A 23,478-nucleotide genomic window follows, 5' to 3' on the forward strand; every position below is an offset into this window, starting at 1 on the left:
CTCGCTCCAGTGCTTTGATGGATCGACAGAGCGGCCGTAGGGCAAACGACCCGCCGCCAATTGAACCTTCGTTTATTTTGCCGCGTTACAATAGGTGAAAATTTCCCCATGGAGCCTATCGTGCGCAAATCCAGATTCTTTCTCGTGACCTTGCTGTGCCTGTGCGGCGCCGCCGTGCTGTACGTCATGGCTTACCGGGCATTGGGGCATTACCTCAGCGACGGGGAGAAGGCCTACCCGGACATCACCGTTGAAATCCGCTGAGGGCCGTGCGCCGCCGCGGTGATTGCGCCGATTTTTTCGCACTGATTTACCCGCCATTTACCCGCCGTCGGCAATGATGACGCTGCGTCTCCACACTGTGTGATTCTCTTGGGCGGAATGCGGTTATGTCACTGCAACAGGTATCGAATGTTTCTTTGAGCAATAACGGCTTAAAAGGCATCGGTTACAAACATTACGCGTTGGCGATCGTGGCGTTTTCGGCGATCGTGCGGTTTATTTCCTTAACGGATCGGTATTTTTGGTGCGACGAGGCCTCCAGCGTGCTGACCAGCCGCTATGATGTGGGCGCTTTGCTGTACCATGCTTCCTTCGATGTTCACCCGCCGCTTTATTACCTGCTGCTGCATGGCTGGATGGTGCTGTTTGGCGACGGCATTATGGCGGCCCGCGCGCTGAGCCTGGTGTTCGGCGTGATGACGGTGGCGCTGGCGATGCGTTTTACCCGTTGGTTGGCCAACGAGCGGGCGGCGCTGACCGCGGGATGGCTGATGGCGATCATGCCGATGGCGGTGCGTTACAGCCAGGAGGCGCGCATGTATGCGCTGATGGGGCTGTTGGCGATCGCCGCCGCCATGGCGCTGGCGAAGTGGCTGAAAACGCCGGATAGCCGCCGCTATCTGGCGCTGTATGCGCTGTTGATGACGCTGAGCTTTTATACTCACTACTTCACGATTTTCACGCTGATCGCGCACTGGCTGGTGGTGTTGGCGCTGTCGTGCCGCCGCGAAGGCGAGTATTACATTAGGCAGCCGGCGTGGTGGGTGGCCAATGCGGCGATTGGAGTGGCCTATATTCCCTGGCTGCTGGTGCTGCTCAATCTGCTGGCGCATATTGCCGAACTGCGGGTCGGCGGCGACGTCGGTTGGATCCCTCAGGTTGCCTGGAGCGATCTGCCGGCGATGTATTGGCGTTTTCTCACCGGGCATGATGGCAGCAACTATCCCACGATCATTCTCTGGCTGCTGCCGGCGATGTTTGTCGCCTTATGTTCACTGCTGCTGTGGCGGCGCCAGATGCCGAGAAAATATGCGCTGCTGCTGCTCGGCGGCATGCTGATCCCGGTGACGTTGGTATTCGCCATTTCCTGGCGTTCGCCGCTGTTTGTCGATCGCTACCTTTATTCCGCCGCGCTCGGCATTCCGCTGGTATTGGGCGTGCTGATCGCCGGTACGAAAAGCCGGGTGCGCGGGATCTCTTTGCTGCTGTTCTTCAGCCTGCTGTTCGGCTGCGGCGTGCGCAACGACTATCCGGTCGAGAAAGATGAATTCAAGGTGATGGTGCACTACATCAACAGTAACTATCAGCCCAACGATGCGGTGGTGGTCAGCAACATGTTCAACTACCTGAGCTATGTGTATTACAACAAGAAGGGCTATCGCGCCTTGCTGTATACCCCCGCCAGGCCCAACGGCATTTCGGGCAAGCCCAATGCCTATGGTTTCGGCACTTTTTTCCACGATCGGGCGGCGCAGACCTACGTCGATAACCTCAGCGCGTTAGCGAAAGGCCATCGCCGGGTCTGGCTGGTCAGCGGCGGGGATTTCAATCAGGACTTTGGCCGTTCGCCGCCGGGGTGGGTCAATACCGGCACCTTCAAAAGCGGCGGTTTCGAGTCGAGGCTATTCGTGGTGCGCGACGCCAGATAGCCGGATAAATGCCCCAAATCTCGGAAGCCCCCACACACCGAAACTTTTTCACCGCTACCGGTGTGTGGGAGGCGCTTAGAGGCCGACAATCCGGGCGGGAACGCCCACTGCCGTGGCCGATGGCGGAATGTCCTTGAGCACAACGGCGCCGGCGGCAACACAGCAACTGTCGCCGATTCGCACATTACCCAATATTTTGGCTCCGGCGCCGATAACGACGCTATTACCCACCTTGGGATGGCGATCGCCGCCGGCTTTTCCTGTTCCTCCCAGCGTCACCGAATGCAGCAGGGAGACGTTGTCGCCCACCGTTGCCGTTTCACCGATGACAATCGCGTGAGCATGGTCGAGCATGATGCCTTTGCCCAGCTTGGCGGCCGGATGGATATCGATACAGAAGAGTTCTGATACCCGACTTTGGATGTGATAGGCCATTTCACGTTGCTGATGCCGATACAGCGCATGTGAGATGCGATAGGCTTGCAATGCGATAAACCCCTTGAAGAAAAAAAATATCTGTACCGTACTGTGGCAGGCGGGATCGCGTTCGTAAACCGCGCGCATGTCCGCCAGCGCGGCGTCGACAATGTCGGGCGCACGTTGCAGCGTTTGTTCAACAACGTTTCTCAGGCTCGTCGCATCGATATCGTCATTGGCCAGTTTCAAGGCCAGGCGGTTTGCGAGCGCCTCGTTGAAGGTGGCATGCTGCAATACTCCTTGCTGCAGGAGTTTGCTCATCGCCCCTTCTCTTTCGGCCAAGGCTTTTGCCTCTTGCCGGAGCTGTACCCAAAAGGGGTCGGAGACCGTCAGGTTCGGGAAAATGGCATAGTTCATCAATCGCATCTTTTTTCCTCGTCGCGTTATAGCGATAAAACGCCCGGCAAACGCCGGGCGTTTTTCATCAGTTTACCGTGGGCAGCCCCATGCACTCCGCCAGGTCATCAAGGGCCTGATACAGGGCATCGATATCAGCCGTCGTGTTGTATAGATAGGCGGATGCTCGCAGGATCTCTCCACCGGCCAGGGTGCTAACGAAAGGTTGCGCGCACAGATAACCGCTGCGGCACATGATGCCGTAGGCGTCGCTGAGCAAGCGGGCGATTTCTCCGACCGAAACGCAGTCCGAGAACTTGAAGGCGCCTATGGCATGGCGGTTTTCACCGTCGGCGGGGCCGATAAGTTTGAGGTAAGGGCGAGAGGCCGCCCCGGAAAGCAGCGCGTTGACCAAACCTTTGTCGTGTTCACGCCGCGCCGTCTCATCGAAGCCGGCTAACAGACGAAAAGTCGCGCCGGCGCCGATGACGGAAGCAATCGCCGGCGTGCCGGCCTCGAGATGATAGGGCGCCCGACGATTGACCTGGCCATCGGCATCCACCCAGTCAACCGTACCGCCACCGAATTGCAGCGGTTTAAGTGCATCGAGGCGATGTTGGTTCGCGTACAAAAAGCCCAACCCGGTTGGGCCCAGCATTTTGTGTGCGGAGAAGGCGACAAAGTCGGCGCCCAGCGTGTGGAGGTTGAGACGGCCGTGCGGGAGAGACTGTGCGGCGTCCAGCACAATAACGGCATCGCTTTGTGTGCGGATCATCGCGATCATCTGCTCAATGGGATGCACAACGCCGGTGACATTGGAGCAGTGCGTCAGGGCGACCACTTTCGGCCGTTGCGCGAGCAGCGTCTGGAAATGATCCAAATCGATCCTGCCCTGATCATCGGTTTGGATGAACCTCAGGGTGGCTACTTGTCGCCAAGGCAATAGTTGGGAATGATGTGAATCGACACCAGCGATAACCAGATCCGATTTTCTCAGCGCCAATCCTTGCGCCACGATGTTCAGCGCATGGGTCGTATTGTGGGTAAACACGACTTCGTTAGCCTGTGCGCTGACGTAGTCCGCTACTGCGAGGCGCGCGGCTTCATAGGCATTGGAGGCTTCATCGGAGAGACGGTGTTTGCCGCGATGGATATTGGCGCCGTTCTGGCTGTAATACTCCGTTACGGCGTCAATCATGACGCGCGGCTTTAGGGTAGTCGCGGCGCTGTCGAGATAGTTGAGAGGCCGTCCGTCTATTTCCTGCATCAGCGCAGGGAACTGACTGCGGTCAATAAAATGATTCGTCATGGATGAGATGCCCCGTTATATCTTGAAATGCAGGATTGGAATTTTCCGCTGCGTTCGCAGGCGATGTAATCCACGGCTTCGAAAATGATGTCGCGGGTTTGGCAAAGTGCGCTGATGCGCTGTTGCAATGCGAGTAGCTCAGACGATGATGCTTGATTGAGGATATAGCGAAAACGAAGATTCCCGAGCTCGTCTTGTTCCAACTTATATAAATCGATCGCTGGGCAATCGGCCACCGCCAGATCGACCTCGGCAGGCGTCACTATCGCCCCGTTTTTACCGATGACGTTGTGGGTGGCGCGCCCTTCGATGTTGACCACCGGCAAAGTGGCGCCACAGGTGCAGGGTTCCGACGATAGACGGTACAGGTCGCCGGTGGCGTAACGAATGCGCGGTAGCAAGCTGTCATCAATGGTGGAAATGACCAACTCGCCGACTTCATCCAAGGCCGATTCCTGCTCCCCGCTTAAAAACTCCAGGAAAAAATCTTGGTTGTTGATGTGCAAACAACCGTGGTGGCATTCGAAACCGAGGTAACCCAGTTCCGACATGCCCAGCATGTTGCCGATTGGCGTTTCGTCACCGAAGAAGCGCCGAATTTGACGTCGTGCAACCTGCGTCAAATGGGTATAGCCACAAACGATATGCAGCTTGTTGGTGGTGACGATAGTGCGTCCCAACTTGTCGGCCTCTCGAGTTAAAAAAGCTAAATGCGTCGGGTCCACCACCAAAATTTCCGGATCGTAGGCGGCGATTTCGTCCAGCGCCTGCTTGATCATCCTGGCGGGGGTCGCCAATAAGTCGTGAGCGACAGGCAAGACCAGCGTGCCGTCGGCCAGCGTGCGTTCCGCCATGGTTGTCAGGCCGATGCCGCACTCTACGTCAGAGCAGTTAGGTGGGGCATAGCGGCAAATGCGCGGCCGGGCACCAGGGCGCCACAGTGCGTTGAAGTTTGCATTGACGCCCATACTGGTGGCCTGTCGTCGCGCCAGGTCATAGGAAAGGATCGCGCTGTTCAAACGCTCTCCTGAGGTCCCAGAACTTTGAAAGCGCATCACATGCGGCCCGGTCAGTGTAAATCCGGCAGCTAGCACCCCTGACGGATAGTTGCGTCGATAGTGCATTTTGCGTGTGACGGGGATGCGTTTAAAGTCCGCCAGGGTTTTAATGTCGTCGGGCCGTAGGCCCGACGCTGCCATGTGAGCTTTAAAAAATTTCACATTTTCATAAGCGTACGCCACTTCACGACGTACATCTTTAAATGAACCTGATTCGCTCATGTCATTGCCACCATGATGTTGCGCGGCGGCGTAAATGGTCGCCGGCCGTGGGAAATGGTTTCGTTATCCAAAATCAGAATGTCGCCCTGTTCCCAGTCGAACAGGATTTCTTCTTGTTGATAGGCTTGTCGAATCAGCGTCAGGTCGGTTGACGGGATAGGACTGCCGTCGCCAAACAGGGCATTGCGCGGCAGCTCATGCTCGGCGAATTCGCGTCTTAACTCACGTTCCGCCTCCACCGGCAGATTGCTGATATGGAACAGATGCGCCTGATTAAACCAGATCCCCGCCCCCGTTCGCGGGTGGGCAAGGGTCGCCTGACAAATTTGGCGTGTGCGCAGGCGTCCTTCCCCCAACCATTGGCATTGGATGTCGTTCGCTTGGCAATACGCCTCAACCTCCGCCTGATTTTCCGTTTGGAATACCTGCTGCCAGCTGAGATCCAAACCTTGTCCAAAATTGCGCACGTACATCACGCCATGGGCTTCAAAACGCGCGCGCAGGTCTTCCGGCAGGCGTTCATAGACCCCCTGACTGTCGGCAAGCGGAGTCTGCCCTTGATCGCCTGGTTTGACGGCGCAGTGGAAGAACAGCCGCTTGGGCCAACTGCGGGTGTAGGACATCTCATTGTGTTGGGGAATATGCTGGTCGGCCGGATACTCGGTCGAGGTGTATATCCCTTCGCTGATATTGCTGCGCGGCGTAGAGCGGTGGGTGTATCCCAACAATGCGCCTGCCGACGTTTGCACAAAGGCGCGAAAAGCCGCGACATCCGCGACCTTGAAGCCACGCAGCAAAACGGCGCCAGATTCGGCTAACAGACTGGCGATATAATCCCAGCTGTTTTGCCCCCACTCAGGGGCGGATAGGTTGGCTAGCGCCGGGCGCAGCATGACACCTTTAGCGCCGGCATGGGTCAGTGGTGACGCGGTGACCAGACTGGTGACGGATACGCCTTGGCTCTGGCGCCGTCGGGCGAATAAACCGCTTGCTGTTTCGTTCATTTTGCCAGTTCCTGAGAGTGTCGTTGTTCATCAATGTTGCGGCTGAGGCCGGCTACGGTCGCATCCATAAAAACGCTGCGCAGATTGAACGGAATATCGAAGGTGGAACGGATTTGAGCGACCAACTTTGTGGCGATTAGCGAATGCCCACCGATATCAAAGAAGTCGTCGTGTATGCCTACACGGTTGGCCAGCAGCAACTCCTGGAAAATGGCCGCGACACTTTTTTCCGTTTCGCTTTGCGGCGCGACATAGTCATCGGCGTTGGCGGCGATAAGCGTATCCGGCGCCGGTAGCATGCGGTGATCGACTTTGCCGTTGTGGTTTAACGGGAAGCGGGAGAGCGACACGATTTGAGAGGGGATCATGAAATCCGGCAGGTAAGCGGCGAGATGCTCACGCAGCCAATCGGCATTGCCGTTGTCGCCGCTTTGCAGAACCACGTAAGCCAACAGATGTGCACTGCCGGATTCGCCTTGTTCAACGACGCAGCTGTCCAAAACCTCCGCATGTTTGCGCAGCGTGCTTTCTATTTCGGCCGGTTCTACCCGGAATCCGCGGATTTTCAACTGACGGTCGATACGGCCAAGAAACTCCAGGCTGCCATCGGGAAGCCTGCGAACTTTATCCCCTGAACGGTAAAGCCGGGCATTGGATCGCGGGCTCCAGGGATCGGCGATAAAGCGGGGACGCTGATCTTCAGCGCTTTGCACATAGCCGCAAGCGACCGTCTCGCCGCCAATATATAACTCACCCGCGACGCCCACGGGAAGCAATGCACCATGCGGGTCGACGACATAGCAGCGGGCATGCGGCAAGGGGGTACCGAGGGGAACGGTGGAAGCCAGCCTGGCGTATTTATCCGACGCTACCTGCTGCGCAATGGCGCCCACGCAGGTTTCGGTTGGCCCATAATGATTGTAGATGCGACAACCGTTCGCAAAATCGTTGAACAGGCGCCACATCCCCCAACTTAACACCTCACCCCCCAGCAATAAGGCCTTGCCAGGCATCAGGCGCGCCGGCGTGTCCGCCAGCGCGAATAAAGATGCCATATGAGAAGGGGTCAATTTGAGGACGTCATACTCGCTTTGCTCCATATAGCGAATTTGCTCCTGAATATCCTCGGCGTGCGTGAAAGGTGAGATGTCGATGCAGCCACCGGTGACCAGTGCGGGGAACAGGGTGGTATTACCCAAGTCGGTGGTGATGGGGCCAATGGAGAGATAGGTGAGCGCTGCGCCCAGTTCCGCACGCTCAATAATGCCGGACACATAGTTCTGCAATTGATGATGAGCGATCTTGACGCCTTTCGGCTCTCCGGTAGAGCCGGAGGTGTAGAGCACATAAGCGAGGTTGTCGGCAGACGCGGTGAATGGCAGCGCGGAGTCATCCAGCACGCTAATGTCATTCCACTGCTCATCCAGCGCCATCACGGGGAGGGTGAGCTGCGCCTGGCGGTGTTGCGCTTGAGCGACAAGCATCAGTGCCGGCCTGGTTTGCTTCAGGATGATCTCCACCCGCTGCTGGGGCAGTTGAGGGTCGAGAGGGACATAACAGGCTCCGGCTTTGTGGATGGCGATGATAGCCGCCAGCGCCAGATCGCTGCGCTCAAGCATCAGGCCGACCGCTGCGCCCTGTTCCACCCCATTGTTCAGCAAATGGCGAGCCAACTGATTGGTGAAGGCATCCAGCTCGGCATAGCGCCAAATTCGCGAGTTGTACTTTAACGCCGGCGCATCGGGAGTCTGCGACGCCTGGCGGCTGAAAGTATGGTACCAACAACCGAGGGCCGGCGATGACGACAACGCGTTATGGGTGTTTTCAATCAGAATGCGTGTTTCATCGTCAGTCATAAGCGGAAAGCGATCGAGCATGGCCTGTGGTGTCTTGAGCAGCGCCTGCAGCGTGGCGCGGAACGCCTGCTCAATCGTTGCGATCCCTGCCGTATCGAAGACGCCTTGCTGTATCTGCAACACAAGGTGGAGGCGTTCACCGGCATTCACCTGCAGAGATAATCTGCAGTGTTCCGGTACAGGGATGGCGGTACGGTTTTCCCAATGTAGCAGGGGTGTTTCGATTGCCGACGCCGCATTGAAGAATTGATAGCCGATCTCGCTGGCTGAATGAACATCACCCGGCTGGCGGCCGTCTTGCTGCTCGCTCAGTCGCAGTGCTTGCTGACAATGTTCAGCGAACTGCAGCAACGTCATGTCAGCGTTGGGCTGCGCGATCGTATGCACTGCATATTCGAACCGACCCAGAGCCTGTTGAAGTTCCGCAAAAGGGCGGCCGGCCAGGTTCGTGCTGAGCACAAAGCGGTCGGGATATTCCGCTATGCGCCATAACGCAGCACTCCAACAAGCGTAAAGCAGAGCGCGCAGAGACAAGGCGTTTTCTGTTGCCAGCGCTTGTAGCTGAGATTGTGTTTCCATCGTCAGCGTTATGGGGCGGCATTGCCAATCCTGGCTGTCGGACTTGAATTCGAGAGGCAGACGCAAAGAAGGGATGGGCTCGACATGAGTAACGGTAGTTTGCGGGGGGAAATCCTCGCGCTGCCATTGGGCAAAGTCGACGTATTGTACAATGGGGGACGACGTACCAGCCTCACCGGCATAGAGGCGACTCAGCGCCACCATCATCGCGTCGGCGGAGGCATAGTCCAGGCTGGCGGTGGGCAGTGAAATCACCAGCGTATGCCGGTCGGCTGTTATGCGGTAAAGCGCGGCTTTGAGAGGCCGTTCTCTGGCCGTGAGACTTGCGCATGCCGATGCCGCTTCTTCCTCGTTGAACGGGTTAACGTCCGAAGGCTCACCGTCAGCCATAATCAGCTCGGGCTGATAGGGATCATTGATGACCATCAGCACATCGCTGTTTTCTCCCAATACGTTTCTGAACGACGTTCGCAAAATCTCATGTTCATTAATCAGCGTGGACAAGGCCGCGATTAAACGGTTGGGGTCCAAAGCTCCTGACAGAGAATACGTTGCGCTGAAATATTGCGGGCTATTTCGGGTAGTTTGCTTAATCAGCTGTTGCTGCTGAAAAGACAGGGGAAACCCTTCCCAGTTATTCTCTGGTAATGCCATGTTTTCTGCAGTTTTCATGTTTTTTATTACCCGTTAATGGTTTTGTTCCAAATGGACAAGTGTTTTTCACCCAGATATTCCGCGACTAACTCCCAAAACATGCCGTATTCCGCCGGCAGATTTAGGCAGGTGTGATATTTCTGCGTAGGGGTGTGCGCCAATACGTCCGCCAGCTTTAAAGCTAACAATGCTTGGAAATGACTTACTGAAACGTTGAGCGTTTGGCCGTTCCTGCGATCCTTCAAACAAGGTTGCCCTTCCGGTTTGAGGATATTACGGAAACTTTTACTCAATGATTCGTAACTCATGACGGAGAAGTGATAAACCAGCTGCTCGGCGTTTTCACCGATACTGGCTCTGACAATTTCCCTTTGAGATGACGGAATGTCACCAATCTCATCGGTATGTAATCCCTGTGTGCCATATGCGCCGTGAAATAATCCGGATAAGCATATCGTCTCGTCACATTCCATTTCCCTGAGAAGATGGTGTGTTCGTATTAAATGATTCATTAGTGGCTCATCTAAATGAGCCACTTTATGTGCGCCCAACTTCACCAGCTGCGGCTGGTATTGCGCGATAAGCTTGGCATCTGCATCCATCATTTTTTCCTGTCAATAAGATCAGTCGTTGGCGGTGATTCGTTGTTTTCTTTGTTGCATTAGGCGTTGTCGGCCAGAGAGCCGCTGTTCGGTTGCCTGAGATGCGCCCGTTGCATCGTTCTCTATGTTGCCGGCCAGCCATTCGGCGAGGCTGCGCAAAGTGGTGTACTGAAAGAGCGTGACGATGGGGATCGTGCGGTTCAACGCGTTCTCCAGCGTTCTGTGTGTCCTTATCAAGCTGGCGGAGTTGCCGCCGAGATCAAAAAAGTTATCCGTAGCGTTCAGGGCCTCGCAGTTAAGTTCGTGCTTCCAGATATCGGCGATCGTCGTCTCATAGTGCCCTGTCGGGGGGGCGTGCCGATCGCCGCCGCCGTTCAGCGTTATTGGCTCCGGAAGCCGCTGCTTATCCAGTTTGCCGTTGGCGGTTAAAGGAAATGCTGACAGACAGGTGAATACGGCGGGGATCATGTATTCGGGTAATTTGGTGCGCAGATTGGCGCGCAGCCGTGCAATCGCCTCCTGATTGTGTTCCTCGCTGACGATATAGGCGCACAGCCAGAGGCGATGACGTTCACCTTTAATCACGACACAAGCGCCGTTTATTCCGGGGTGCGTGAGTAGCGCAGCTTCGATTTCGCCCGTTTCAATGCGGTATCCATTGATTTTTATCTGCGTATCTTGCCGTCCCAGGAATTCGATGGTGCCATCCGGAAAGAATCGGGCTCTATCGCCGGTTCGATACATTCTGGCGGTTGGCGTCAGGCCATATGGATCGGGCAGATAACTGCGCGCCGTTTTCTCTTGATCGCCGAAGTAACCTTCGGCCAATACCTCGCCGCCGATAAACAGATCGCCCTCGACCGCGATGGGAACGGGCTGCAGTTGCTTATCCAGTATGTAGTAGCGAGCATTTTGAATCGGTTTGCCGTAAGGGATGCTGCTTTGCTCCGGCGCTACCCGCTCGATGATAAAGAAGTTGGACCAAATGACGGCTTCAGTGGCGCCGCCCAAGCCAACCAGCTGCAGGTTGGGGAACGTCTTACGCAGCTTGTCCGGCAGCGATACGGGGATCCAGTCGCCGGACAAGAAGGCCAGGCGTAATGATGGAATCGGGTACGGCGGGAAATAGGGTTCGCATTGATCGAGCGCGATGGGCGCTGAGTTCCAGAAGGTGATGCCCTCTGCACAGACGATGTTGGCCAGTGTACTCGGATCCTTGGTTTCGTCTCGGCCGGCGAGGCGAATCGTTCCGCCTGCCGCAAGCATTCCCAGCAGATCGTAGACGGACAGGTCGAAGGCCAGTGACGTGACGAACAGCGACTTGTCGCTGGCGTTCACGGTGAAGGTCTTGTTTACCCACTCGATCAGATTGATTACCGGTTTATGCCTGACGGCGACCGCCTTGGGATCGCCGGTCGTTCCTGATGTAAAGATGATGTAAGCCAGTGCGTCCGATGTGATGCGGCTCTCCACGGGAGTCGAAGGCCAGGAGTGGTCCTCGCTTATCGCGACGTGCACGTGCGCCAACGAGGTGGACGCTTGTGCGATCAAGGTGGCGGCGGTATCGGCAAACAGCGCGTCAGTTGCGATACCGGTGATGCCGGCGATACGGATCATCGCTTGAAAACGAGCTGGAGGGCTGGCGGGATCGAAAGGCACATAAACACAGCCCGCTTTCAGAATAGCCAACATGGCGATGACCATCGCCGGGCTGCGATCGCACAGGATAGCGATGCGTGCGCCGGCGTCGAATCCCTGGGCCAGCAAGTAATGGGCCAAACGATTGGCACGCGTATCCAATTCAGCGTAACTCATCGCATTCCGCGCATTACATAGCGCGATGTGGTGAGGTGCCTGACTGGCTTGTGCTTCGAACAGCTGATGCACCAGCCGATCGCCGGCATAATCGCATTGCGTGGCGTTCCAGCCGTCGAGCATGTTGTGGCGCTCATCGTCAGAGAGCAAAGGCAGGGCATTGACGACGGTTTCATCGTTTGCGAGCGCTGCACTCATCAGCGTGAACCAATGGCCGATCAGGCGCTGAACCGCAGCATCGGTAAAGCGTTCCGTGTCGTATTCGAGATTCAGCTCAAGGCCGCCGTTGCTGAGACGGAAAAAGAAGCCCAGGCTGAAACGGCTGGTCAACAAGTCGATGGGCAGGTGGCTGGAGCCGGTATCCCTCATCGTCCACAGCGGCTGTTCTTGCTGCAGCGATAGCATGACGTTGAGCGCCGGCGTGCCATTGGCGGTGCGTAGCCCTTTGACGTTATCGAGCACCGTTTCATAAGGAACCTGGCCGAACTGCATGGCTTCCTGGGTACGTTGCCTGGCCTGACGCAATAATTCACCGACGCGCGGCTGGTGCCGCATATCGCCGCGCAAAATAACCGTATTGACGAAATTACCGATGGTTGCGGCAAAATCGTGGTTGTTTCGCGTTTGCAGTGGTGCGGTCAGCAGGACATCGTCGGTATCCGCCAGGCGTCCCAAATAAGCCCAAGTCAGCGCCAGCAACCCGTGGAACACAGAGACTTCGTGTCGGCGGCAAAGTTGAGAAAGCGCGATGAATTTATCTTCTGGAATGGGGACGCTTAACTGGCGACCTTGCCCCCGTTCCTGGCGCGGCAGCGGCCGATCGCAGGGAAGTTGCGGGGCGGCCGGTGGCTCGGCCAGCTGTCGTTGCCAATAAGCCAGAGCCTCGGTTTGCCGGCTTTCACATTGCGTCAGCCAGTGGCAATAGTCCTGGTAACTGAGGGGGGCAGGAGAGGCATCCGAAGCCGTATTCTCATAGGCCGCGGAGAGTTCGGACAGCAAGATGTCCATGGAGCCGTCAACGGCGATGTGGTGCGTCAGCAGCACCACCAGATGCAGGTCTTGCTTGATCTTGAGGGCCAGCACCTTGAACGGGATTTCTTCGGTCAGATCGAACGCCGTGCGAGCGAAGGCGTTCGCGCGGTTCCAGGCCTGTTCCCAGGCTGCTTTTTCATCCCATTCACACAGGTTTTCATGATGAACCACCGGCGGGTAGGTTTGGGCGACGCATTGCTGCAGACCCTGCGCGCCTTCGGCATAGCGCGTACGCAAGATGGTATGTTGCATCACGACTTGTTCCGCTGCGTTGGAAAGACGGCTTATATCCAGTGGCCCCACGATTTGAAAAGCGGCGGGAATGTTGTAACGAGGCGAGCCCGGCAACAGTTTTTCCAGCATCCACATTCTCGATTGCGAGGGCGAACAGGGTGCTTCGAGAGTGGTTTGTCGCGTATGGCCGATGCACGGCGGCGCATCGGCGTTTTTCGTCCATTGTTCAATAAGTCGTGCCTGACGCGAGAGCGTATCGGCAGCCAGGAGCCGTTCTATCGCAAGGTCAGCAGAAAACTGCTTTTTGATCTCATGAGCCAGTCGGGCGAGCAGTAAAGAATGCCCGCCGAGACCGAAGAACGTATCGGTGCGATAGACGTCAGCACAGTCCAGCAGCTGGCGCCAAAGTCCAGCCAACGATAGCTCTGTGGCGCCTTCAGGCGCTTGTCCCGCACGATTTTCATGTTGCGTTCGGCAGTGTCTTAAGGCACCTCTGTCAATTTTTCCGTTAGGCAAACGGGGAAGTTCATCGAAGGCCATCCACTCCGCCGGCAGCATGTAGACCGGCAGTTGGGTTGCCGCCCAGGCGATAATGGCATGACGATCCGCCGGAGAGTGCAGCTCCAGCGCGCAGCGTAAAGATTTGCCCTTGTTCGCTGATTCGACCACCACCACCGCCACTTCTCGCACACCGGGATGCCGACGGAGCACGGCGTCAATCTCACCGATTTCGATACGATGGCCGCGGATCTTGACCTGGTCGTCGCGACGCCCGAGGTAGAGCAGGCGTCCATCTTCAAGCTGCTTGCCATAATCGCCGGTGCGGTACATGCGCGCCCCTTTGGGGCCGGCGGGGTCGGGCAGGAAGGCGTCGTTGAGTTCTGGACGATGGTAGTAACCGCGAGCGACGCCCGGGCCGGCCACGTAGATTTCCCCCGTTTCTCCCGGCGCTACGGCGTTGCCTTCTGCGTCAAGCAGATAACAGCGTCGGCCCGTCAGTGGTGTGCCGATGGTGGGATGCGGGTCTGAGGCCAAGACTTCACCGCCGGTGGAGTAGGTCGTATCTTCCGAGGGACCATAGAGATTAAAGATTTTTGCCGTCGGGCATTGCCGCCTGAGCGTATGCACCAGGTGCATCGGCAGCGGTTCCCCGGCTAAGTTGATAATCGGCAAATGGGATGGCAACTCGCCGATTTTAACCATCTCGTTGATGACCGAAGGTACGGTATTGAACAGCGTAATATCGTCACGCTTGTGCCACTGTAATAACGCCAGGGGATCTGCCAGCATATGCACGCATCCGCCCTGAGTAAGCGGAGCAAAGATTTCAAAGACGGAGAGATCGAAGGTGATCGACGTGCCACAAGCGACCTGCGACAGCTGTTCGTCAGTATAGGTTTGGTGGGCCCAATCGATAAGCGACAGGGCGTTGCCGTGTTCGATCATCACCCCTTTGGGAACGCCGGTGGAACCGGAAGTAAAGATAAAGTAAGCCAGTTGAGTGGCGCAGGTGTTGCGCTGCAGTATGGCTTCGTCGGGGCGCCCGTTTTCGTCGATGAAAACGGGCGTAATGGTGTCGGGCAGCCTGCTCGCTAGCGCCGTTGTTGTAATGACGTATTTGGCCTGGGCGATCTCCAGCAACAGTTCGGTGCGCGCCTGGGGATGCTTGGGGTCGAGCGGCAGATAAGCGCAATCCGCCGCCATGATGCCCAATAAGCTGGCGGGGATATGGCGATCGCGCGGAAGATAGACGCCGACGGCCGTCTCTTTCGCCAGATTAAGCGCGGACAATTGCTGTGCGATGCTCAACGCGGCATGCCGTAAGCATTGATAGTCCATGATGCCGCTTTCGTCGATCACGGCCGGGCGTAGTGGCGTTGCCATCGCCTGATTAAAGACGGCTGCGTGCAGCGTATGGGATTGCGTCTGGTTTTCCGGTCCAATACCTTTCATGCTTTGCATTGTTAACCCTTATTTATTTGCGGCGATTAACCGAAAAGTCCCAAGAGGGCAATTCGTCTGAACAGGCTGATGTTTCATCGACTTTGGGTTGTTGTGCATCGAGATAGCCTTTTATTTCCGGCAAGGTGAGCGTCATGTCCTCAGAAACCTTCTCGATTAACTGCGTAAAGGCGACGGCAACATTTGCGATTACGTCGGGTGTAAACAAGGCGGTGCGGTAATCCAGCCCGCCTTCCATTGCGCCCTGTCTGGTAACCAGCGACAGTTTTATGTCGTGCACGTCCAGCAGAAATTCCGCATCGAGCAAGGTGGCCTTAATGCCTGATAACGTCCATGGCGGGGTCGCTACGTCATGCAAGACGAACCACGAGCGGTAAATCGGCGCCGACTGCGACATTTTTCGCTTCGGTCGCAGCGCGTTGACGATTTGATCGAACGGCAGATCCTGATGCCGGTAGGCATCCAGACAGGTTTGTTTGACGCGCAGGCACAGATCTGCAAAGGCGTCATGGCGTTGGAAGCGAGTGCGGATGGCGAGGCTGTTCACCATAAATCCGATGACGCCGGCGAGTTCGGGACGAGAACGATGGCCTGCTGCCGTTCCCACGACGATGTCGTCTTGTTGACACCACCAATGCAGCAGCAACTGCCAGGCGGTCATATACCCCATGAAAGGCGTGATACCCAGTTTGGCGCAGAGTGCATCGAAGCGTGCAGTGAGCGGCGCGCTTAAATGGAAAGGATGACGCGCGCCGGTAGCGGTCAGACGGTCGGTATCGACAGGCGTCGTCGGCAAAGCCAGCACCGGCAGGTTATCGCCGAGCTGATTGACCCAGTAATCCAATTGAGTGTTAAAGGTCCGGGATGCGCGTTGCGTTTGCTCCCATTGCGCGACGTCAAGGAAATTAAGCCTGTCTGACGATTCGGCTGGCGTCCTCCCTGCGACGAGAGCGTTATATATCTCGCTGATCTCACCCGCCATAATGGCAGTGGACCAGCCATCCCATACGATGTGATGCACGGCGATGATCAGGAGGTGACACTGCGCGGAGAATGCGATGAGGCTGGCTCTGAACATATCGCCGCAACGGGTATCGAACGGGCGCGTCGCCGCGGCAGCAAGTGCGCGCTGCATGTAGCCCTCTCTCTCGTGAGAGGGGATGTCGAACGCCTCTTCCAACTGCAGCTGAAATGAGGTCTCCAGCGACGGGGACATATAAGCGTCGGCCCGATCGTCGAGAATGCGGCATGTCAGCACCGAATGTCTGGCGACAAAGATCCGCAGAGCCTGGGACAAGGCATCCACATTGAGCAAGCCGTTCAGTTCGAAAGGTTCCACCAGGTTGTAGGTGCAGTTTCCCGGATGAAGCTGATCATGGAACCACAGCCGCTGTTGGGCGGAAGAAAGCGGCCAGCGGGACATGGCCGGTACCTTGACAATAGGGGGCAGTTCGTCCTCGGTGCGCTCAGCATCCAGCGCATTCCTGACCGCCTCTGCAATGCCCTGTATGTTGGGCGTTTCAAAGGCGGCGCGAAGCGGGAATGCCGGGGTAAATTCTCGGCGAATTTGGGTCACCAAATCGGTGAGACGGCGTGAGTCAATCCCGGATTTAAACAGATCCTGGGTAACGCTCAGCGCCTCGCCACCCAAAATCTTCTGGCCAAGCCGGCAGAGACGATGCTCGATATCGTCCGCCGGAGCGATAAATTCACCGCTATGGCGTGACAGTTGCGGCGTCGGCAGCTGTGAAATATCGACTTTGCCATTGGCTGACAGCGGCAACGTCGGTAGGATCATAATGACGCTTGGCACCATGTAGTCCGGCAGCTGTTCGGCAAAATGGCGATGGAGCTGCATTTCATCGAGCGTGGCGTCTTGCCTCGGGCAAAGATAGGCGAGCAGCAGTGCTGAGCCGTCCTGGCGGTGAAGGCGAACCACACAGCGATCGACTCCCGGGTGTTTACCGGCGGCGCGCTCTATTTCACCGGTTTCAATACGGAATCCATTGATCTTCAGTTGATTGTCTCTGCGCCCCAAAAACTCGATGGTGCCGTCAGGCAACCAGCGTCCCAGATCGCCGGTTTTGTATAATCGCTCGCCGCTTTGCGGGTGGGTGATAAAGCGCGCTGCGGTTTCTGCGGGATTGTTCAGGTAGCCGGCGGCCAGCCCTTTGCCGGCGATATAAAGTTCGCCCGCAACGCCTTCGGGCCGGTGGCGAAGATGGGTGTCCAAAACATAGAAGCGTTGGTTTGCCAAAGCCTTGCCATAAGGAATGCTGGTCATCGTCGGATCGATATCCTGGATGAGGTGGAAAATGGACCAAATGGCGGCTTCGGTGGCGCCGCCAAGACTGACGCTCAGGGCGTTTGGCATTGCGCGGTGGATTTTCTCCGGTAAAGCAACGTTGATCCAATCGCCGCTCATCATGACCAGCCTGATGCTCGTCAGCGTTGCGTTTTGATTGGCGGACAGATGATTGACCAAGAGTTCAACCAAGGCCGGCACCGAGTTCCAGACGGTGACCCGGTATTTCTGCACGCAGGTTTCCCAGTGCGCAGGATCTTTGGCAAGCTCATCTTTCGGCATCACGATGGCCGCGCCGCGCGCCAGTGGCCCGAAAATGTCGTAAACCGACAGATCGAAAGAGAGTGAGGAAAGCGCCAACACACGGTCGTTCTCGCCGATAGCGAAACGCGAATTGATATCGGTAACGGTGTTAGCGGCGGCGGCATGGGTGACAATGACCCCTTTGGGCTTACCGGTCGTGCCTGAAGTAAAGATAATGTAAGCCGGCGACGCCGCGTCGATCTCGGCATCGCGCCATTCGTCCGTGAATGCGTTCATCGCTTCAGTGATGGGCAGATGCGCGATGGTTGCCGGCCACTCAACGCGCCCGTCGCTGGCGGGCGTCGTCAGTGCGACTCGAATTTCGGCCTCGCTCAAAAGTGCCTGCATGCGCCCCTTCGGTAGCGTCGGGTCGAGTGGAACATAGACGCAACCGGCGCGCAAAATACCCAACACAGCGGCGACTTGTTGCCAGCCTTTTTCTGCGACTACGGCTACGCGTGCACCGGGCTGGAGCGCCTGCTTGGTCAGCGACAGCGCCACATTGGCGGAGATATTCGCCAAATCCGCATAGGTGAGGACGGTTTCCCCCAGGATAGCGGGAGCTGACGGCTTCTTGTTTGCATACGCCAAGAACCCCTGATGCAAGCAACTTTCGTCAAAGGCGACGGCCGTACGATTGGCTTCGGCGATGGCGCCGCTGTTGACGCGTTGAGCCAGAGCGTCGCGCCAATGATTTTCATGCCAGATGGCTTCTTCTTTGGGCAAACGCATAAGCAATGCGCGATAGTCCATAAACATCGCATCAAGCATGTCAGGATCGAAAAGGCCGTCGACCGCATCCCAGTTGATGAGGAGATTGCCTTTTTCTTCGTAAACCTGGCAGTCGAGCCATACGTGTGGCGTTTGCGATATCCCTTCCACCAATTTACCGAGCCGGCTCACAATCGGTTTATCATCGGCGGACGGGAAGATCAGGCTGGTAAAGACATAGGGCATGGTTGGCCGTTCGGCGCTTTTTTCCGCAATGTCTCGCAGCATTTTTACGCCGCTGTACTGCAAGGCAGAAAGATCGTCCCAAAGGCGTTTTTGCGTTTTTTTAGCGCGTTGAGTAAAGGTCTCCTCCTGCCGCAGGTCGGCTTCGAACAGCAGAACCGAGGTGAAATCCCCCATCACCTGATCGATTTGTGGATGCACCTCCAGACGATTGAAAGCCGGCAGGTTCAGGCAAAAATGGGGTGTTTCGCTCCAGTTCGCCAATATCTCCGTATAGGCGGTGAGCAATATGGTGGACGGCGTGAGGCCCTGGTGTGCGGCGGCGTCTTTCAGCTTGCGCCAGACGGCGTGGGGTATCGTCGTTTCCCGGCGAATGAAGCGGCGATGCTCCAGGCTTTGCGGAGCGATTCGCTGCGGCAGGGACGGGGCAGAAGGGAAGGCGTCGGCGCGTTTAAGCCAATAGTCGCGAGCGCGCTGATAGGCGGCGCTGTGTTCCAGGCGCTGTTCGGCCAGCACGTAATCTCTGAACGTGATGGCCACCGGTTCAGGCTGGTAATCGGCGTGGTAATAACGTTCCTCCAGCTCGCGCCAGAATAACGTAATGCTCCAGGCGTCCATAATCAGCAGATCGAAGCTGACGTGCAGCCGTACGGTGCCATCGGGCAATCGCGAGGCGGAAATATCAAACAGCGGCCATTGATCACAGGGCATCAGCTGATGAGATTTCCGCTCCCTGAGCGCCGTTAACTGCGCCACGGCGTCCTTAGGTTTCAACTGACTAAAATCGTTAGTGTCAATGATATATCGGGGGACGTGGGGGAGAACGCGCTGCATGCCGTCGTGCGTCATGACGGCTCTCAGCATATCGTGTTGAGCGATCAAGGCATTGAGTGCCTGTTCTAGACGCGCAAGATCCAGATCGGCGCATTCAAACTCTTCATAGGCATGCGCTGCAACATTGCCCGAGTTATTGCCCGCGTTACGTCCAACCCAATATGCGTGCTGAATATCGGTAAGCGGGAACGGCAAGAATGCCTCGTCCGGACGGATTTCCAAGGCGCTTGCATAAATGCTGGCCAGATCTTCTTCGGGTTGTGCCGCTGCGTCGCGTTGCCCTGCACGGTTCTCCAAAGCGGCGAGCAAGCTTTCCACCGTCGGAAACTCGAGGATGTCACCAGGGCCAAAATGCAACCCCAGCGTACGCGCGCGGTTAGCAATCTGGATGCTGAGAATGGAGTCGCCACCGAGATCGAAGAAATTTTCTTTCGGCTCAATTTGCGCGACTCCCAGCGCTTCGCTCCACAGCAACGTCAGTTTTTCCGCCAGCGTGTTCGCCGGCTTCGCCTGTTCAGGCGCATTTTTGTTGTCGACGGCGCTGATGGCCGGCACCATGTCAGCGGTTTGCGGTTCAGGATCGACCCAGTGACGGGCGCGATCAAAGCGGTAAGTCGGCAGCGGAATTTTGTTGCCCCGCGATGAGTGGGGTATTGCCTGGCCGTAACACCAGCGCTGCTCCTGGATGCGCAGAAGTGACGCCGGGCCACTCAATCCCGTGTGCTCGGGCGAGAGCAACGGGATGGCGTTGACATCTTTGCGGCCGGCGCCAATAGCGCGTGCAGCCTGGCTCAATGAGGTGCCTGGCCCGCACTCGAACAACAGGAAGGCGTGTTGATCGATAAGCGTTGCCAACCCATCGGCAAAACGCACGGTACCACGTAGATGACGCACCCAATAATCCGGGGCCGTCGCCTCTTCATCAGTGATCCATGTTCCGCTGAGATTGGAGATAAAGCGCTGACGCGGCGGTGTCAGGGTGACCTGAGCCAGCACCTCACCAAAAGCCTGCAAGCAAGGTTCCATCATGGCCGAATGGAAAGCATGGGAGGTTTCAAGGGCTCGGCAGCTGATGCCATCGTGCTCCAATGACCGGCGAAACGCGTCCATATCATGGGCGGGGCCGGAGATGACGGTTAATGCCGGCCGATTGACGGCCGCGATGGAGAGGGCGGAGGGTAGCCGAGAGTGCAGGCTTGCCTCATCAGACATGACGGCCAACATCTCGCCGTGATCCATGCTTTGCATCAAGCGACCGCGTGCCGAAACGACCTTGACGGCATCTTCAAGCGTAAAAACACCTGCGAGGCAGGCTGCGACATATTCGCCGATGCTGTGTCCTATCATGCCTTCGGGGGTCAGGCCGGAAGCCATCCAATGTTTCGCCAGCGCATATTCGACGGCGAAAATCGCCGGTTGCGAAAGCCAGGTTTGCGCCAGCAATTCGCCAGTGTCCTGCGCCTTGTTGAACAACAGCGAGCGTAAGTCGTGGTCGATAAACGGTTGGAACAGCTGCGCCAGCCGATCGAACTCTTGGGTGAAGATGCCGCCGGTGTGATACAGGTTGGCTCCCATACCCTGATATTGTGTTCCCTGGCCAGGAAACATAAACGCTGTTTTCATCGGCGCGTCGCAGGCTTCTCCGAAGCACGTGGTTTTAGCTCGCTCGGTTTCCAGCTGCGCGATGGCCTCTTCCACACTGTCGGCCGTTATGGCGGCGCGCACGGGAAACGCTTTCCGACCTGTCGCCAACGAATGGGCGACATCGGCGAGAGATACCTCGGTATGGTTGCGCAAATAATGGGCTAGTTGCTGCATTGTCGCGCGCAAGGCGACCTGGCTTTTGGCCGAGAAGCGTAATGCGCAGGTGGCGGGTTCTGCGGCAGGGGAGACGGCGGAAACCGGGGGTTGCTCCATGACGACATGGACATTAGAGCCGCCGATGCCGAAGGCGCTGACTCCCGCCCTGCGTGGCGAGCCTTCTTCCCAGGGCGTTCCTTTACTCGTCACGGTAAACGGGGTACCGGCGAAATGGATGGCGGGGTTTGGCGTCCGGTAATGCAGCGTAGCGGGAATATAACCGTGATAAAGGCTTAGCGCGGTCTTGATAAATCCGGCAATACCGGCACCGGCGTCAAGATGGCCTATGTTGGATTTGACCGAACCTATCTTACAGCTTGCGGCTGGACAATCGTCGCCAAAAGCGGCCGCCAGCGCGGCGATTTCTATCGGATCGCCCAAGCTGGTGGCCGTGCCATGAGTTTCAACGTATCCGATAGTGTCGGGCGTCACGTTGGCAACGGCGTGCGCCATTTGGATAACGCGGGTTTGGCCTTCGACGCTGGGTGCGGCATATCCCACTTTTTGTGCGCCGTCATTGTTGGTCGCAGAGCCGCGGACGATGGCATAAATATGATCCCGATCGTTGATCGCATCATCCAGACGTTTTAACACCACGATCCCGCCGCCATTCCCGCGCACTGTGCCGCTGGCATGTTCACTGAACGGTTTGCAATGCCCGTCCTGTGAAAGAATGCTGCCCGGTTCATACCGATAGCCTTCTTCAGCCGGGTACTCCAGCGAGATACCACCGGCCAGGGCGATATCACACTCTCCTGCCAGCAGGGACTGGCTTGCAGTGTGTACGGCCAACAACGAACTGGAACAGGCCGATTGAACGACGATGCTTGGGCCTTTCAAATCCAGTTTGTAGGAGATGCGGTTGGCTGCGTAATCCTTGTCATTGCCAATCAGCAATTGCATTTTGCTGGTGGTGGCGCAAAGCTGCCTATTGTTCGCGAGATTATGCAACCAATACCCGCTGGGACCGCTGCTGACATAGACGCCGACGTTTTGTTGGTGGCATGTGGCGGCATAGCCGGCGTTTTCCAACGCTTCCCACGCGCACTCAAGTAGCAGGCGTTGCTGCGGGTCGGTGATCGCCGCTTCTTTTGGCGACATAGCGAAAAATTTTGCATCGAATTGATCGACATCGGTTAGCAGGTAGCCTGCAGGGACGTGCCAGGAACCGTCCGTGGAGGCTTGCGGCGCAAAATCAGCATGCCAGGTAACGGAATCGATCTCCTGACAGAGATTATTCCAGTAAGCGTCAATGTCTCCTGCTCCGGGAAAACGCCCGGCCATTCCTATGACGGCCAGTTCGATGCCGGTAAATTCATTATCGAGAGTTTTTTCTAATTCAGACATGAGTATGATTCCCCAGGGATGTCGGCGGCATGTGCAGCGATAATGTGGCGAGCACTTTTTTCACGTCTTGCAGCCAAATATCTTTTTGTTCGTCAAATAAGAAATGGCCTGCATTAAATTCGCGCCATTCGACGGTATTGGCGGTAACGTCTATCCAGCCGCGAGTCGCCTGGCGATCGATCACCTGGTCGTGCAAGCCGTGGCAAACGTGTATTGGGCATGTCAACGGGGCTTTACCTGTTGGTGCATAGCCGTCACTCGCCTCCAAATCTGCGCGGATGGTTGACAGAAAAAGCTCATAGAATTCCGGTGTCGCGGCATCCTGTGCGTTGATGCCACCTAGTTTGACCAGGCAATCGATCAGCTTTTCCGCCGACATCTGATGCCAGTTTTGTCGTGTTTTGTGATAGTGGGGAGACCTCTGGCTGGCGATCAATAGCGCGTGAACGCAGGCACCATGCTGTTCCAGCCGCGTTGCCATCTCATAGGCCAGCAGGCCGCCGTAGCTGATGCCTGCCAACACCAGCGGCGTATCGAGATAGGGTTTTATACGAGCGAATACGTCATCGGCCACTTGTTCCAGCGTGGAAAAGGCAGGTTCAATAAAACGTTCTTCTCTGCCGGGAATAACAGGAATAAGAATATTGGCATATTCCTGTAATTCGGCATGCCAGGTACGATATCGGCTGGTGCCACCACCGGCATGAGCAAAGCAAATTAAATTTATGGCCGACGGGCGTGATGCAGACAGCTCACGGATAAAATGATTACCCATGCTAGGTCCTTAATTATTTTATGTAAAAA

At 56.7% G+C, this 23,478-nt stretch carries 11 protein-coding genes; 2 read left to right on the forward strand and 9 right to left on the reverse strand.

The genetic code is table 11. The features are described from left to right. Positions 1–120 precede the first annotated feature (120 nt). On the forward strand, positions 121–264 hold the full coding sequence (locus tag ACJ8IP_RS11095; protein WP_162837200.1) for a hypothetical protein: 144 nt from the start codon (positions 121–123) through the stop codon (positions 262–264). A gap of 125 nt (positions 265–389) precedes the next feature. After that, entirely contained in the window at positions 390–1,931 is a 1,542-nt protein-coding gene (locus tag ACJ8IP_RS11100; RefSeq protein ID WP_042783828.1) for a glycosyltransferase family 39 protein, read from the forward strand. 75 nt (positions 1,932–2,006) lie between these two features. Here ACJ8IP_RS11100 and cysE read toward each other — a convergent pair whose 3' ends face one another. The 9 genes from cysE to ACJ8IP_RS11145 are packed head-to-tail and all read right to left on the reverse strand — an operon-like array spanning position 2,007 to position 23,449. Continuing rightward, entirely contained in the window at positions 2,007–2,774 is a 768-nt protein-coding gene (gene cysE / locus ACJ8IP_RS11105) for a serine O-acetyltransferase (RefSeq protein WP_049866655.1), read from the reverse strand. A gap of 58 nt (positions 2,775–2,832) precedes the next feature. Continuing rightward, complete coding sequence (locus tag ACJ8IP_RS11110; protein WP_042783829.1) at positions 2,833–4,053, reverse strand: aminotransferase class V-fold PLP-dependent enzyme; 1,221 nt, start codon at positions 4,051–4,053, stop codon at positions 2,833–2,835. Beyond that, entirely contained in the window at positions 4,050–5,333 is a 1,284-nt protein-coding gene (locus ACJ8IP_RS11115; RefSeq protein WP_042783830.1) for a phenylacetate--CoA ligase family protein, read from the reverse strand. Before ACJ8IP_RS11115 ends, ACJ8IP_RS11110 begins: the two co-directional genes overlap by 4 nt. Further along, complete coding sequence (locus ACJ8IP_RS11120; RefSeq protein WP_042783831.1) at positions 5,330–6,337, reverse strand: TauD/TfdA family dioxygenase; 1,008 nt, start codon at positions 6,335–6,337, stop codon at positions 5,330–5,332. Before ACJ8IP_RS11120 ends, ACJ8IP_RS11115 begins: the two co-directional genes overlap by 4 nt. Then, entirely contained in the window at positions 6,334–9,444 is a 3,111-nt protein-coding gene (locus tag ACJ8IP_RS11125) for a non-ribosomal peptide synthetase (RefSeq protein WP_164057842.1), read from the reverse strand. The genes ACJ8IP_RS11120 and ACJ8IP_RS11125 overlap by 4 nt, the downstream gene beginning before the upstream one ends. An 8-nt stretch (positions 9,445–9,452) precedes the next feature. After that, positions 9,453–10,028, reverse strand: a complete 576-nt coding sequence (locus ACJ8IP_RS11130) for a DUF6817 domain-containing protein (protein WP_232097504.1) — start codon at positions 10,026–10,028, stop codon at positions 9,453–9,455. A gap of 21 nt (positions 10,029–10,049) precedes the next feature. Next, the gene (locus tag ACJ8IP_RS11135) at positions 10,050–15,071 is read right to left on the reverse strand and encodes a non-ribosomal peptide synthetase (RefSeq protein ID WP_164057843.1); all 5,022 of its coding nucleotides are present in this window, start codon (positions 15,069–15,071) and stop codon (positions 10,050–10,052) included. A 13-nt stretch (positions 15,072–15,084) separates the two neighbouring features. Beyond that, positions 15,085–22,674: a non-ribosomal peptide synthetase/type I polyketide synthase gene (locus ACJ8IP_RS11140; RefSeq protein ID WP_164107190.1), complete on the reverse strand. Its 7,590-nt coding sequence runs from the start codon at positions 22,672–22,674 to the stop codon at positions 15,085–15,087. Then, positions 22,667–23,449 (reverse strand): thioesterase II family protein, encoded by a 783-nt coding sequence (locus tag ACJ8IP_RS11145; RefSeq protein ID WP_071883536.1) that lies wholly within the window; start codon positions 23,447–23,449, stop codon positions 22,667–22,669. Before ACJ8IP_RS11145 ends, ACJ8IP_RS11140 begins: the two co-directional genes overlap by 8 nt. Between the last annotated feature and the right edge of the window lie 29 nt (positions 23,450–23,478).

Origin of the sequence: Serratia sp. CY52157 (genome assembly GCF_052168495.1) — a bacterium.
Lineage (GTDB): Bacteria > Pseudomonadota > Gammaproteobacteria > Enterobacterales > Enterobacteriaceae > Serratia > Serratia ureilytica.